At 56.0% G+C, this 13654-nt stretch carries 8 protein-coding genes; 5 read left to right on the top strand and 3 right to left on the bottom strand.

Annotated features, from left to right (window positions below; all coding sequences use genetic code 11):
• The first annotated feature begins 5 nt into the window (after positions 1–5).
• The 3 genes from OGV79_RS07440 to nanQ are packed head-to-tail and all read left to right on the top strand — an operon-like array spanning position 6 to position 2031.
• Positions 6–695 carry an N-acetylmannosamine-6-phosphate 2-epimerase gene (locus OGV79_RS07440; RefSeq protein WP_024130990.1) on the top strand — a complete coding sequence of 230 codons (690 nt, stop codon included), beginning with the start codon at positions 6–8 and terminating at the stop codon, positions 693–695.
• On the top strand, positions 692–1564 hold the full coding sequence (nanK, locus tag OGV79_RS07435; protein ID WP_114848373.1) for an N-acetylmannosamine kinase: 873 nt from the start codon (positions 692–694) through the stop codon (positions 1562–1564). Before OGV79_RS07440 ends, nanK begins: the two co-directional genes overlap by 4 nt.
• Complete coding sequence (gene nanQ, locus OGV79_RS07430) at positions 1564–2031, top strand: N-acetylneuraminate anomerase (protein WP_104869099.1); 468 nt, start codon at positions 1564–1566, stop codon at positions 2029–2031. Before nanK ends, nanQ begins: the two co-directional genes overlap by 1 nt.
• A gap of 130 nt (positions 2032–2161) precedes the next feature.
• Here the strand turns inward: nanQ and OGV79_RS07425 are convergent, their stop codons facing one another.
• From OGV79_RS07425 to gltB, 3 genes are all read right to left on the bottom strand, one after another.
• Positions 2162–3247, bottom strand: a complete 1086-nt coding sequence (locus OGV79_RS07425) for a PDDEXK nuclease domain-containing protein (protein WP_115608792.1) — start codon at positions 3245–3247, stop codon at positions 2162–2164.
• A 209-nt stretch (positions 3248–3456) separates the two neighbouring features.
• Positions 3457–4875 (bottom strand): glutamate synthase subunit GltD, encoded by a 1419-nt coding sequence (gene gltD / locus OGV79_RS07420; RefSeq protein WP_012135351.1) that lies wholly within the window; start codon positions 4873–4875, stop codon positions 3457–3459.
• A gap of 11 nt (positions 4876–4886) precedes the next feature.
• Positions 4887–9347 carry a glutamate synthase large subunit gene (gltB, locus tag OGV79_RS07415; RefSeq protein WP_286468202.1) on the bottom strand — a complete coding sequence of 1487 codons (4461 nt, stop codon included), beginning with the start codon at positions 9345–9347 and terminating at the stop codon, positions 4887–4889.
• Positions 9348–10020: 673 nt separating this feature from the next.
• Between gltB and mnmL the strand changes: the two genes are divergently transcribed.
• The gene (gene mnmL, locus OGV79_RS07410; RefSeq protein WP_275155138.1) at positions 10021–10950 is read left to right on the top strand and encodes a tRNA modification radical SAM protein MnmL/YtqA; all 930 of its coding nucleotides are present in this window, start codon (positions 10021–10023) and stop codon (positions 10948–10950) included.
• A 198-nt stretch (positions 10951–11148) separates the two neighbouring features.
• Entirely contained in the window at positions 11149–13485 is a 2337-nt protein-coding gene (gene arcB, locus OGV79_RS07405) for an aerobic respiration two-component sensor histidine kinase ArcB (RefSeq protein WP_286468201.1), read from the top strand.
• The last annotated feature ends 169 nt before the right edge of the window (positions 13486–13654 follow it).

Raw genomic sequence — 13654 nt, 5'->3', positions numbered from 1 at the left:
TGGATATGTCGTTACTTGAACAACTGGATAAAAACATTGCCGCCAATGGCGGGTTGATTGTCTCCTGCCAGCCGGTTCCTGGCAGCCCGCTCGATAAACCGGACATCGTGGCTGCGATGGCGCTGGCGGCGGAGCAGGCTGGCGCCGTTGCGCTACGCATTGAAGGCGTGGACAATTTGCGGGCGACCCGTGCGCTGGTCTCCGTACCGATTATCGGTATTCTCAAGCGTGACCTTGACGACTCCCCGGTACGCATCACGCCATTCCTTGAGGATGTGGATGCGCTGGCACAGGCCGGGGCGGATATTATTGCGGTTGACGGTACTGACCGTGTACGTCCGGCGACCGTCGATGCGCTGCTGGCGCGTATTCATCAGCACCAGTTGCTGGCGATGACCGACTGCTCGTCACTGGAGGATGGCTTAGCCTGTCAGCGGCGTGGCGCGGAAATTATCGGCACCACGCTGTCGGGATACACCACGCCGGACACGCCGGACGAACCTGACCTCGCGCTGGTCAACGTCCTGCATGATGCCGGATGCCGGGTGATTGCCGAGGGGCGTTACAACACGCCGGCACAGGCCGCTGAAGCCATGCGTCACGGCGCGTGGGCGGTGACGGTGGGATCTGCCATTACGCGGCTGGAACATATTTGTCAGTGGTACAACACGGCATTGAAAAAGGCGACGTCATGAGCACGCTGGCGATCGATATTGGCGGCACCAAGCTGGCTGCCGCGCGGGTGGATGATGATTTACGCATCCGCGAACGACGTGAATTGCCGACCCCCGCCAGCAAAACGCCGGATGCGCTGCGAGAGGCGCTAAAAGTGCTGGTTGAACCGCTGCAAACGACCGCGCAGCGGGTGGCGATAGCCTCTACCGGCATTATCAGAGAAGGCGCGCTACTGGCGATAAATCCGCATAACCTGGGTGGTCTGCTGCATTTTCCGTTGGTGCAGACGTTAGAAGATCTTACCGGTCTGCCGACGCTGGCGGTGAATGACGCGCAGGCGGCGGCATGGGCGGAATACCATGCCCTTACGTCTGATGTCCGCGATATGGTGTTTATTACCGTGTCGACCGGCGTTGGCGGCGGCGTGGTGAGCGACGGCAGATTGCTCACCGGGATGAGCGGTCTGGCCGGGCATCTGGGGCATACTCTGGCCGATCCGCAGGGGCCGGTTTGCGGTTGCGGCCGACGCGGCTGTGTGGAGGCTATCGCCTCAGGACGCGGCATCGCGGCAGCGGCGCAGGGTTCCCTGGCCGGGTGCGACGCCAGAACTGTCTTTGCACATGCGGCGGCCGGGAACGAACAGGCTGTGCGTCTGGTTCAGCACTCCGCGCAGGTTGTCGCGCGGTTAATTGCCGATGTTAAAGCGACAACGGATTGCCAGCAGGTGGTTATTGGCGGCAGCGTAGGGTTAGCTGAGGGATATCTGGCGCAGGTACGCCACTTTCTGGCGCAGGAACCAGCGGTTTATCAGGTGGCGTTGAGCGCAGCGCATTACCGACATGACGCGGGGCTACTGGGTGCCGCGTTGTTAGCTCAGGGAGATAAATGATGTTGATGGGAGAAATTCAGTCGTTACCGTCTGCCGGGCTGCATCCGGTATTGCTGGATGCGTTAACCCTGGCGCTGGCGGCAAGGCCGCAGGAGAAAACGCCCGGGCGCTACGAATTGCAGGGCGACGATGTGTTTATGAATGTGATGCAGTTTGCCACGCAGTCGCCGCAGGAGAAAAAAGCGGAGCTGCATGTGCAGTACATCGACATTCAGCTGTTATTGACGGGTGAGGAGCGCATTCTGTTCGGCGTAGTCGGGTCAGCGCGCGAATGCGAGGAGCTGCATGGTGAAGAGGATTACCAGCTTTGCCGCCGTATCCATGAACAGCAGTCCATTACGCTGACACCGGGGATGTTCTCCGTGTTTATGCCGGGGGAACCCCATAAGCCCGGGTGTATGGCTGGCGAGTCAGGGGAGATTAAGAAAGCTGTGGTGAAGGTGCGCGCCAGCTTATTAGAGGCATGAAAATACCGGATGGTTTATAGCCATCCGGTGTAACGCTTTATATCTCCCGATAGTGCATAATCCCGTCAGTCGAGTTGTTGAAAATTCAGCTCGTGACGCAGTGCTTTTCCTGATGTGCAAAGTAAATTGGTTATTCAGTTGATTCAACTTGCTGTGCAGTCAGTGCTATTTGTGAACGAATGAGCTCATCTGCCAGTAGTTTTTCGTCAGGCAACTGCACTTTGTACTCGCTCGCCATGATGGTATTCGGCAGGCCGTTTAGCGCGTAATGCGCTTCCCCCGCGCCTTTTCCTGCGCACAAAACCAACCCGACGGGCGGGTTTTCTCCCGGCATTGTCCAGTGCTCTTTGGCATAGTTCAGGTACATATTCATCTGCCCGGCATCCGCATAACTGAATTTGCCGACCTTCAGGTCAACGAGCAACAGGCAACGCAAGCGGCGATGGAAGAACAACAGATCGACGCGGAACCAGCTATCGTCTATGCGTAATCGGCGCTGGCGGCCGACAAAAGCAAAATCGTCACCAAGCTCCAGCATAAAGTCCATCAGGTGACTGAGCAGCGCCTCTTCGAGATCCGACTCGGAATACTCGTCCTTCAGGTTAAGAAATTCCAGAATGAACGGGTCGCGTATGGCTCGCTCCGGCAAGACTGTTGGCTCGGCGGGCGCAGGCTGCTGCAACATGGCGGATTTGTCATGGGACAGTAGCGTCCGTTCGTAGAACTGGGTGGAGATTTGCCGATCGAGTTGCCGCACAGACCAGCCGTTACGTAGCGTCTCTTTCTCGTAAAAAGTGCGGGCATCGGGATTTTTTACCGATAGTAAACGCACGTAAGCTGACCAGGGAAGCGGAAAAACTTTAGCGAGTTGTATCAAATGTGAAGATTCCGCAGACACTGTCTGCGGAATTTCAATATACTGAAAACATAGATAAAATGTTCTCATTTGCCACAGATTCCTGGTGGAAAATCCACGCTTATAGCGCTGGCTTAAATCTGCGGATAACCGCTCAATGAGTTGAATACCATAAGCCGCTCGTGCTTCGCCGCCTTGTTCAAACTCGACAATTCTCCTGCCGATTTCCCAGTAGGTTGCCGTCATCAAAGCATTAATACTGCGGACGGCCTCGGTATGGGCATTGTCCACTAATCGAATAATACCGTCATGGATTTGCTGATAATCGTCAGCGTGTTGAAGTGGTGTTGGTACAGTCATGTCATCCCTGGCGCGATAGTTGCGAAATGAAAAATATATCGCTACCAATACGCTTCAGGCATATCCCGGTCAATCCAGGAGAGGTGTATTACATTGAGTTACAGCCGTATTTGCGAGCGGCTTTCGAAGAATGAATTCGCATATATTTAGCAGAGAAATATTGGCTCCCCATCCATCAGCGTCAGGCTGTGGCAGGGGAGCCAGAAGTATTACACTTCCAGGTAATTCAGGATACCGTCTGCCGCTTTACGGCCTTCGGCAATTGCCGTGACCACCAGATCCGAGCCTCGCACGATGTCGCCACCGGCGAAGATTTTCGGGTTGCTGGTCTGGAAGGCGTTTTCATTACCTTCCGGCGCGATAATCCGCCCCTGGGAGTCCAGCTCCACGCTGTGTTTCGCCAGCCACGCCATGCTGTGCGGGCGGAAACCAAACGCCATTACCACCGCATCTGCCGGGATCACATGCTCGGAACCGGCGACGATTTCCGCACGACGACGACCTTTCGCGTCCGGCGCGCCCATTTCGGTACGCACCATCTTCACGCCGCTTACTTTACCGTTGGCATTCACTTCTACGCCCAGCGGCTGCACGTTGAACTGGAATTCGACCCCTTCTTCGCGCGCGTTTTTCACTTCGCGTCTGGAGCCTGGCATGTTCTCTTCGTCACGACGATAGGCGCAGGTGACGTGCGTCGCGCCCTGGCGAACCGAGGTACGCACGCAGTCCATCGCGGTGTCGCCGCCGCCCAGTACCACGACGCGTTTGCCTTCCATACTGACGAACGGTTCGTCAGTGGTTTCGCCAAAGCCCATGATCTGTTTGGTGTTGGCAATCAGGAACGGCAGGGCATCGAACACGCCGTCGGCATCTTCGTTTTCCAGCCCGCCGCGCATTGATTGATAGGTACCAACGCCGAGGAACACCGCATCGTACTCTGCCAGCAAGTCGTCCAGCTGCACGTCGCGACCCACTTCGGTATTCAGTTTGAACTCAATGCCCATGCCGGTGAAGATCTCACGACGGCGGGTCATCACCTCTTTTTCCAGCTTGAAAGCCGGGATACCGAACGTCAGCAAACCGCCGATTTCCGGGTGACGGTCAAAGACCACCGCCTTCACGCCGTTACGGGTGAGTACGTCGGCACAGGCCAGCCCTGCCGGGCCCGCGCCGATAATCGCCACGCGTTTGTCGGTCTGACGCACGCCAGTCATGTCCGGGCGCCAGCCCATTTCGAACGCTTTATCGTTGATATAACGCTCGATGTTGCCGATAGTCACTGCGCCGAACTCGTCGTTGAGCGTACAGGAGCCCTCGCACAAACGATCCTGCGGGCAGACGCGGCCGCACACTTCCGGCAGCGTGTTGGTCTGGTGAGACAACTCCGCCGCTTCGAAAATACGTCCTTCGTTCGCCAGCTTCAGCCAGTTCGGGATGTAGTTATGTACCGGGCACTTCCACTCGCAGTACGGGTTGCCGCAGGAGAGGCAGCGATCCGCCTGCGCTTTGGCCTGGCCTTCGGAAAACGGTTCGTAAATTTCAACAAACTCGATTTTGCGGATCTTCAGCGCCTTCTTCGGCGGATCAACACGTTGCAGGTCGATAAATTGGTATACGTTCTGACTCATTGCTCTACCCCTTACTGCGCCTGCACACGCAGCTCAGCTGCGCTACGACTACGGTGACCCAACAGTGCTTTCACATCACTGGACTTCGGCTTAACCAGCGCGAATTTGGTTGAGAATACTGACCAGTTAGCCAGGATCTCTTCACCGCGCTGAGAACCGGTATGCTGCACATGCTCGGTAATCAGACCGCGCAGATGTTCTTCGTGGATGGCCAGGTCATCGACGTTCAGCACTTCCACCAGCTCCGGGTTCACGCGTTTGCGGAACTCGCCGTCTTCATCCAGCACGTAGGCGAAGCCGCCCGTCATGCCAGCACCGAAGTTAACGCCCGTTTTGCCCAGTACACAGACAATACCGCCCGTCATGTATTCACAGCCGTTGTCGCCAATGCCTTCTACCACGGTGATGGCCCCGGAGTTACGTACTGCGAAACGTTCGCCCGCGCGGCCCGCCGCATACAGACGACCGCCGGTCGCGCCGTACAGACAGGTATTGCCGATGATGCTGGCCTCATGACTGCGAAACGCTGAACCCACCGGAGGACGCACCGCCAGCAGACCGCCCGCCATGCCTTTACCGACGTAGTCGTTGGCATCGCCCGTCAAATACAGCTCCACGCCGCCCGCGTTCCAGACGCCGAAGCTCTGACCTGCGGTGCCGCTGAAGTGTGCCTTGATCGGGTCAGAGGCCAGCCCCTGATCGCCATGCGTCTGAGCGATATAGCCAGAGAGCGACGCGCCCACGGAGCGGTCGGTGTTGCGAATGTCGAACCAGAAGGTTTTACTCTGGCGTTCATCGACAAACGGCTTCGCCTGTTGCAGCAGTTGCGCGTTCAGCACGCCGTTATCAAACGGCGGGTTATGCTCGGTGCAGTACAGCGCTTTACCCGGATGAGGCTCAGCGGTTTCCAGCAGTCGGGACAGTTCCAGCTTCTGCTGCTTAGCGGTAAACCCTTCCAGCTCTTTCAGCAGGTCGGTACGGCCAATCAGATCCACCAGACGCTTCACGCCAAGCTGAGCCATCAGCTCGCGGGTTTCGCGGGCGATAAACTCAAAGTAGTTGGTCACTTTGAACGGCAGGCCGTGGTAGTGGTTCTTACGCAGTTTGTCATCCTGAGTCGCCACGCCCGTCGCGCAGTTGTTCAGGTGGCAAATACGCAGGTATTTACAGCCCAGCGCCACCATCGGGCCGGTGCCGAAGCCAAAGCTCTCCGCGCCGAGAATCGCCGCTTTGATGATGTCGAGGCCGGTTTTCAGGCCGCCGTCCACCTGCAAACGAATCTTGTGACGCAGACCGTTAGCCACCAGCGCCTGCTGGGTTTCCACCAGACCCAGCTCCCACGGACAGCCCGCATATTTCACGGAAGAGAGCGGGCTGGCGCCGGTGCCGCCGTCATATCCGGCGATAGTGATCAGATCCGCATAGGCTTTCGCCACGCCGGTAGCGATGGTGCCGACGCCCGGTTCAGAAACCAGCTTCACGGAGATCATCGCTTTCGGGTTGACCTGTTTCAGGTCGAAAATCAGCTGCGCCAGATCCTCGATAGAGTAGATATCGTGGTGCGGTGGCGGAGAAATCAGCGTCACGCCCGGTACGGAATAGCGCAGTTTGGCGATGTACGGGGTCACTTTGTCACCCGGCAACTGGCCGCCTTCGCCCGGCTTCGCGCCCTGAGCGACTTTAATCTGAATGACGTCAGCATTAACCAGATACGCTGGCGTTACGCCGAAGCGGCCGGAAGCGACCTGTTTGATGCGCGACACTTTGTTGGTGCCGTAGCGCGCCGGGTCTTCGCCGCCTTCGCCGGAGTTGGAGTTACCGCCGATGCTGTTCATCGCTTCCGCCAGCGCTTCGTGCGCTTCCGGGCTCAGCGCGCCGATGGACATCGCGGCGGTATCGAAGCGTTTAAACAGCTCGTTTGCCGGTTCAACATCGTTGATGCTGATGGCGTTATCGCCAGGATTGAGCGCCAGCAGATCGCGCAGCGTTGCCGCCGGACGTTCGTTAACAAGCGCGGCATACGCCTGGTAATCGCGGTACTCGCCGCTCTGCACCGCCTGTTGCAGGGTGCGCACCACATCCGGGTTATAGGCGTGGTATTCGCCGCCGTGCACGTATTTCAGCAGGCCGCCCTGATCCAGCGGTTTACGCGCCAGCCAGGCACGTTTCGAGAGGTTCAGCAGATCCTGCTGGAAGTCGGCAAAACCGGCGCCGCCAATGCGGCTGACTACACCCTGGAAGCAGTGGCTCACCACGTCGTCATGCAGACCGACCGCTTCAAACAGTTTGGAGCAGCGGTATGAGGCGATGGTCGAAATGCCCATTTTGGACATGATCTTGTACAGACCTTTATTGATGCCGTTACGGTAGTTCAGCATCACGGTACGGTAGTCTTTGGCGATGGCCTGGGTGTCGATCAGACGGCCCAGCGTTTCATAGGCGAGATACGGATAGATCGCCGTGGCGCCAAAGCCCAGCAGCACGGCAAAGTGGTGCGGGTCACGCGCGCTTGCGGTTTCTACGATGATGTTGGCATCGCAGCGCAGGCTCTTATCCACCAGACGAGTCTGTACCGCCCCGACAGCCATCGGCGCCGGAACCGGTAAACGGTTTTTCCCGATGTTACGGTCAGAGAGCACCAGCAAGACGGTGCCGTTACGCACCATCTGTTCAGCCTTATCGCACAGCGCTTTCACCGTTTCTTCGAGCGAGGTTTCCGTCACATCGAAGGTGATATCCAGCGTATCGGCGCGGTAATGCTCCTCTTTCATGGTAGTGAGCTGTTTGAAATCGGAGTACAGCAGAATTGGCGATTTAAAGCTCAGACGGTGCGCCTGTCCTTCCGCTTCGCAAAAGACGTTCATCTCGCGGCCAATACTGGTGGCCAGCGACATGACGTGCGCTTCACGCAGCGGGTCGATTGGCGGGTTGGTCACCTGCGCAAACTGCTGGCGGAAGTAGTCGTAAATAATGCGCGGCTGGCTGGAAAGCACGGCGAAGGGGGTATCATCACCCATTGAACCGACCGCTTCCTGGCCGTTTTCGCCCAGTACGCGGATGACGGAATCCAGCTCTTCGGCGCTGTAGTTAAACTGTTTCTGATAGCTGGCGAGCATGTCGTCGTCCAGCTCGCGGTTTCCGACCTGATCGTCGGCCAGATCTTCAAACGGCACCAGGCGGCGGACGTTCTTCTCCATCCACTCTTTATACGGATGGCGGCTTTTCAGATCGTCATCGGTTTCCGCAGAGTGCAGGATGCGCCCGCCACGGGTGTCGATCACCATCAGTTCACCGGGGCCGACGCGGCCCTTTTCCACGACTTCGTCAGGCTGGTAGTCCCAGATCCCCACCTCAGAGGCGCAGGTGATCAGTTTATCTTTGGTGATGACGTAGCGCGCCGGACGCAGACCGTTACGGTCGAGGTTACAGGCAGCGAAACGACCGTCGGACATCACGATGCCCGCCGGGCCATCCCACGGCTCCATGTGCATGGAGTTAAAGTCAAAGAAGGCGCGCAGATCCGGGTCCATATCCGGGTTGTTCTGCCATGCGGGCGGCACCAGCAGGCGCATGGCACGCACGATGTCCATCCCGCCTGCCAGCAGCAGTTCCAGCATGTTATCCAGCGAGCTGGAGTCGGAACCGGTCTCGTTGACGAACGGCGCGGCGGATTGTAAATCCGGGATCAGCGGCGTCTGGAATTTATAAGTACGGGCGCGCGCCCACTGACGGTTGCCGGTAATGGTGTTGATTTCGCCGTTGTGCGCCAGGTAGCGGAACGGCTGCGCCAGTGGCCAGCGCGGCACGGTATTGGTGGAGAAGCGCTGGTGGAACAGGCAAATGGCCGATTCCAGACGCAAATCCGCCAGGTCCAGGTAGAAGCGCGGCAGATCCGCCGGCATACACAGACCTTTATAGATGTTCACCAGGTTCGACAGGCTACAAACGTAGAAGTCTTTATCGTCCTGAAGGCGTTTCTCAATGCGGCGGCGGGCGATAAACAGGCGGCGTTCCATATCCCGGGGACGCCAGCCCGCAGGGGCGTTAACAAAAATTTGCTCAATACGTGGCAGGGAGGAGAGGGCGATTTCACCGAGGACACCTTCGTTGGTCGGCACATCGCGCCAGCCCACAATCGACAGGGTTTCCCGCTGTAATTCTTCTTCGACGATACGACGTGATGCCGCCGTCAGCTCAGGGTCCTTATTCAGGAAGAGCATGCCGACAGCGTAGTTTTTGGCTAAACGCCAGCCGCGCTCTTCTGCAACGATGCGAAAAAAGCGATCGGGTTTTTGCAGCAGCAAACCGCAACCGTCGCCGGTTTTACCGTCAGCGAGGATCGCGCCGCGGTGCTGCATACGGGCCAGTGCGTGTATGGCGGTACGCACTACCTTGTGGCTAGGTTCGCCTTCTATGTGGGCGATCAGGCCGAAACCACAGTTATCCCTCTCAAGGGATTTATCGTACAACATATCAGTGAACCTCCCCAGGCTCTGCGGGACTCCCATCCGATACCGATTGCGCACGGGCACAGAAAGAGCGTGGCGACGGGGGTTGCGTATCATACGCTTACCTCGCATTCGCCCTCTTTTATCCTTTTCGCATCGGTAAATACGTTTAAGAGGGAATCTCAATTACTGCATAAATATGATGAGCAGGCTGCTCATCCAGAAAGCTTCCAGCGGATTTCCAACTTATCGGGAATCCACACACAGGTCAAATGGCAATCTTATTTATGCAAAAATGTGCTATAGGTCGATTAACTTTATGAATGTATTGAAAATAATGACTTTTTTACATTGATTTGATGCGGCATAAGCGCAGGGGAGAGTGTGATCTGTCTCACTATCATAACGGCCTGTTAACCCTTATCTCACCTTGATTATCCGTAATGCTTAGCATTTTATGCTGGTTTAAGCGGCGCAGGCATTTCATGATACTGTTTTTTAGCCAGTGTCATCAGAAGATAAAAAAAGTGTGCAGTTATAAGGAAAAGTAATTAGCTATGGAGTGAATGAAATTGCGGTAATTTTGCTTGATTATGCAATAAATAAAAGCCTGCCGGAGCGATTGATCCAGGTCATCGCCGACAAAGGCTAAAAATGGCAGGCTTTGGCCTCTTTTCAAGGCGCGGTCTATCAGATTATGCAGTTACAGAAATTAGTCAATATGTTTGGTGGGGATCTTTCTCGTCGTTATGGGCAAAAAGTTCATAAACTGACGTTGCACGGCGGATTTAGCTGTCCAAACCGCGATGGCACCATCGGACGTGGCGGGTGTACTTTCTGTAATGTCGCCTCTTTCGCCGATGAGGCGCAGCAGTATCGCTCTATTGCCGAACAACTGGCGCATCAGGCGCATCTGGTCAATCGCGCCAAACGTTATCTGGCCTATTTCCAGGCGTACACCAGTACCTTTGCCGAAGTGCAGGTGCTGCGTTCTATGTATCAGCAGGCGGTAAGCCAGGCCAGTATTGTCGGGCTGTGCGTCGGTACGCGCCCCGACTGTGTGCCGGATGCGGTGCTCGATCTGCTCTGCGAATATAAAGACCAGGGCTATGAAGTGTGGCTGGAACTGGGATTGCAAACCGCGCATGACAAAACGCTGCGCCGTATTAATCGCGGCCATGATTTTGCCTGTTATCAGCGAACCACCCAACTGGCGCGCGAACGCGGGCTGAAAGTGTGCTCGCATCTGATTGTGGGTTTACCCGGCGAAGGGCAGACGGAATGCCTGCAAACGCTGGAGCGCGTGGTGGAAACGGGCGTGGATGGCATTAAGCTGCACCCGCTGCATATTGTAAAAGGCAGCATTATGGCGAAAGCCTGGGAGGCGGGACGCCTGAACGGCATTGCGCTGGAGGCGTACACGCTGACGGCGGGGGAGATGATTCGTCGTACGCCGCCGGAGGTTATTTATCATCGCATTTCCGCCAGCGCCCGTCGTCCGACGTTGCTCGCCCCGCTATGGTGTGAAAATCGCTGGACGGGTATGGTGGAGCTGGACCGCTATCTTAACGAACATGGCGCGCAAGGCTCTGCGCTTGGCACTCCGTGGGTGCAGCCGGAGAGCTAACCATCCGTAGGCGTGTAGGCCTGATAAGCGAAGCGCCATCAGGCAGCCTGGCGCACATTGCCGGATGGCGGCTATGCCTTATCCGGCCTACCGCCTACCCGGTCATTTCACCGATAACCTCCGCATTTATTGCACAATTTTCAACGTACTGCTCAGAATTGAGTATTATTGTGCGAAGTTGTCGTGAAGGAATCCCCTATGAAGCAAATTCGTATGCTGGCGCAATACTATGTCGACCTGATGATGAAGCTGGGTCTGGTGCGCTTTTCGATGCTGTTGGCATTAGCGCTGGTGGTGCTGGCGATAGTGGTGCAGATGGCGGTCACCATGGTGTTGCATGGTCAGGTCGAAAGTATTGATGTCATCCGCTCCATCTTTTTTGGCCTGTTAATCACGCCCTGGGCCGTCTATTTCTTGTCGGTGGTGGTGGAGCAACTGGAGGAGTCCAGGCAGCGCCTGTCACGGCTGGTACAAAAGCTGGAAGAGATGCGCGAGCGCGATCTCAAACTCACGGTACAACTGAAAGACAATATTGCTCAGCTTAATCAGGAAATTGCCGATCGCGAAAAAGCGGAGGCTGAGCGCCAGTCGACCTTCGAACAGCTAAAAGTGGAAATCAAGGAGCGTGAAGAGACGCAGATTCAGCTTGAACAGCAATCCTCTTTCTTACGCTCTTTCCTCGATGCGTCGCCGGATTTGGTTTTTTATCGCAATGAGGATAAAGAGTTTTCCGGCTGTAACCGCGCGATGGAACTGCTGACCGGCAAGAGTGAAAAACAGCTCGTCCATTTAAAACCGGCTGACGTCTATTCTCCCGAAGCGGCGGAAAAAGTGATTGAGACCGACGAAAAAGTCTTCCGCCATAACGTCTCGTTGACCTATGAACAGTGGCTCGATTACCCGGACGGGCGCAAAGCGTGCTTTGAAATTCGCAAGGTGCCCTATTACGACCGCGTTGGTAAACGTCATGGCCTGATGGGCTTTGGGCGCGATATTACGGAACGTAAGCGTTATCAGGACGCGCTTGAACGCGCCAGCCGCGACAAGACCACGTTTATCTCTACGATCAGCCACGAGCTGCGTACGCCGCTGAACGGCATTGTCGGCTTAAGCCGCATTCTGCTGGATACCGACCTTACCAGCGAGCAGGAAAAATACCTGAAAACCATCCATGTCTCTGCGGTCACGTTGGGGAATATTTTCAACGATATCATTGATATGGATAAGATGGAGCGGCGTAAAGTCCAACTGGATAACCAGCCGGTAGATTTCACCAGTTTCATGGCGGATCTGGAGAATCTCTCCGGCCTGCAAGCGCAGCAAAAAGGGCTACGCTTTGTGCTCGATCCGACGTTGCCGCTGCCGCATAAGGTGATCACCGACGGCACACGTTTGCGCCAAATTCTGTGGAACCTGATCAGCAACGCCGTGAAGTTTACCCAGCAAGGGCAGGTGACGGTGCGCGTACGCTATGACGAAGGCGATGTGCTGCATTTTGACGTGGAAGATTCCGGCATCGGTATTCCGCAGGATGAGCAGGATAAAATCTTCGCCATGTATTATCAGGTGAAAGACAGTCATGGCGGTAAACCCGCGACGGGGACCGGGATTGGCCTGGCGGTATCGCGCCGTCTGGCAAAAAATATGGGCGGCGACATCACCGTTTCCAGCCAGCCGGGTAAAGGTTCCGTCTTTACGTTAACCGTACATGCGCCAGCCGTGGCGGAAGAGGTCGAGGACACGCTGGAAGATAATGACATGCCGCTGCCTGCGCTGCATGTGCTGCTGGTCGAGGACATTGAGCTGAACGTCATTGTGGCGCGTTCAGTGCTGGAAAAACTGGGCAACAGCGTTGACGTGGCGATGACCGGGAAAGCCGCGCTGGAAATGTTCACCCCGGGTGAATACGATCTGCTGCTGCTGGATATTCAACTGCCGGATATGACGGGTCTGGATATCTCCAGAGAACTTACCCGCCGCTATGCGCGGGAAGAATTACCGCCGCTGGTCGCACTCACTGCTAACGTCCTGAAAGACAAGAAAGAGTATCTGGACGCGGGAATGGATGATGTGTTGAGCAAGCCGCTGTCGGTTCCGGCGTTAACCGCCATGATTAAAAAATACTGGGATACCCGTAACGAAGAGGAGAGCACTGTGACATCTGAAGAGAGCAGTAAATCGCAAGCGTTGTTAGATATCCCGATGTTAGAGCAGTATATCGAACTGGTCGGCCCGAAATTAATTACGGATGGACTGGCGGTGTTCGAAAAAATGATGCCGGGTTACTTAAGCATTCTGGAGTCCAACCTGACGGCGCGGGATACCAAAGGCGTTGTTGAAGAAGGCCACAAAATTAAAGGCGCGGCGGGCTCCGTCGGGTTGCGTCATCTACAGCAACTGGGTCAGCAAATTCAGTCGCCGGATCTTCCTGCCTGGGAAGATAACGTGGGGGAATGGCTTGAAGAGATGAAGCAGGAGTGGCAGCACGACGTCGCGGTGCTGAAAGCCTGGGTGGCAAACGCGGAAAAAAAATGACCCCGGATTGACCGGGGTGCGCGAATACTGCGCCAACACCAGGGAAATCGTGGCTGCGCCGTAAGTTATGATTGTTTTTTACACAGGCGCAGCTCTGCTTTTCAGGCCGCACGCAGTTAAGATAGCAAATCTTAAATGTTTTGTTACATGAATCAGTTAAATGTGTGAA

The sequence above is a fragment of the Citrobacter sp. CK185 genome, from assembly GCF_030333565.1.
Classification (GTDB): domain Bacteria; phylum Pseudomonadota; class Gammaproteobacteria; order Enterobacterales; family Enterobacteriaceae; genus Citrobacter_B; species Citrobacter_B koseri.
Note: the sequence above shows the minus strand (reverse complement) of the source record. Positions and strands in the feature narration are given on the sequence as shown.

Excerpts from the sequence above, each read along its gene's own strand:
- OGV79_RS07440 (WP_024130990.1), top strand. The coding sequence starts at position 6 with ATGTCGTTACTTGAACAACTGGATAAAAACATTGCCGCCAATGGCGGG.
- mnmL (WP_275155138.1), top strand. The coding sequence starts at position 10,021 with ATGCAGTTACAGAAATTAGTCAATATGTTTGGTGGGGATCTTTCTCGT.
- OGV79_RS07425 (WP_115608792.1), bottom strand. The coding sequence starts at position 3,247 with ATGACTGTACCAACACCACTTCAACACGCTGACGATTATCAGCAAATC.
- nanQ (WP_104869099.1), top strand. The coding sequence starts at position 1,564 with ATGTTGATGGGAGAAATTCAGTCGTTACCGTCTGCCGGGCTGCATCCG.
- gltB (WP_286468202.1), bottom strand. The coding sequence starts at position 9,347 with ATGTTGTACGATAAATCCCTTGAGAGGGATAACTGTGGTTTCGGCCTG.
- arcB (WP_286468201.1), top strand. The coding sequence starts at position 11,149 with ATGAAGCAAATTCGTATGCTGGCGCAATACTATGTCGACCTGATGATG.
- gltD (WP_012135351.1), bottom strand. The coding sequence starts at position 4,875 with ATGAGTCAGAACGTATACCAATTTATCGACCTGCAACGTGTTGATCCG.
- nanK (WP_114848373.1), top strand. The coding sequence starts at position 692 with ATGAGCACGCTGGCGATCGATATTGGCGGCACCAAGCTGGCTGCCGCG.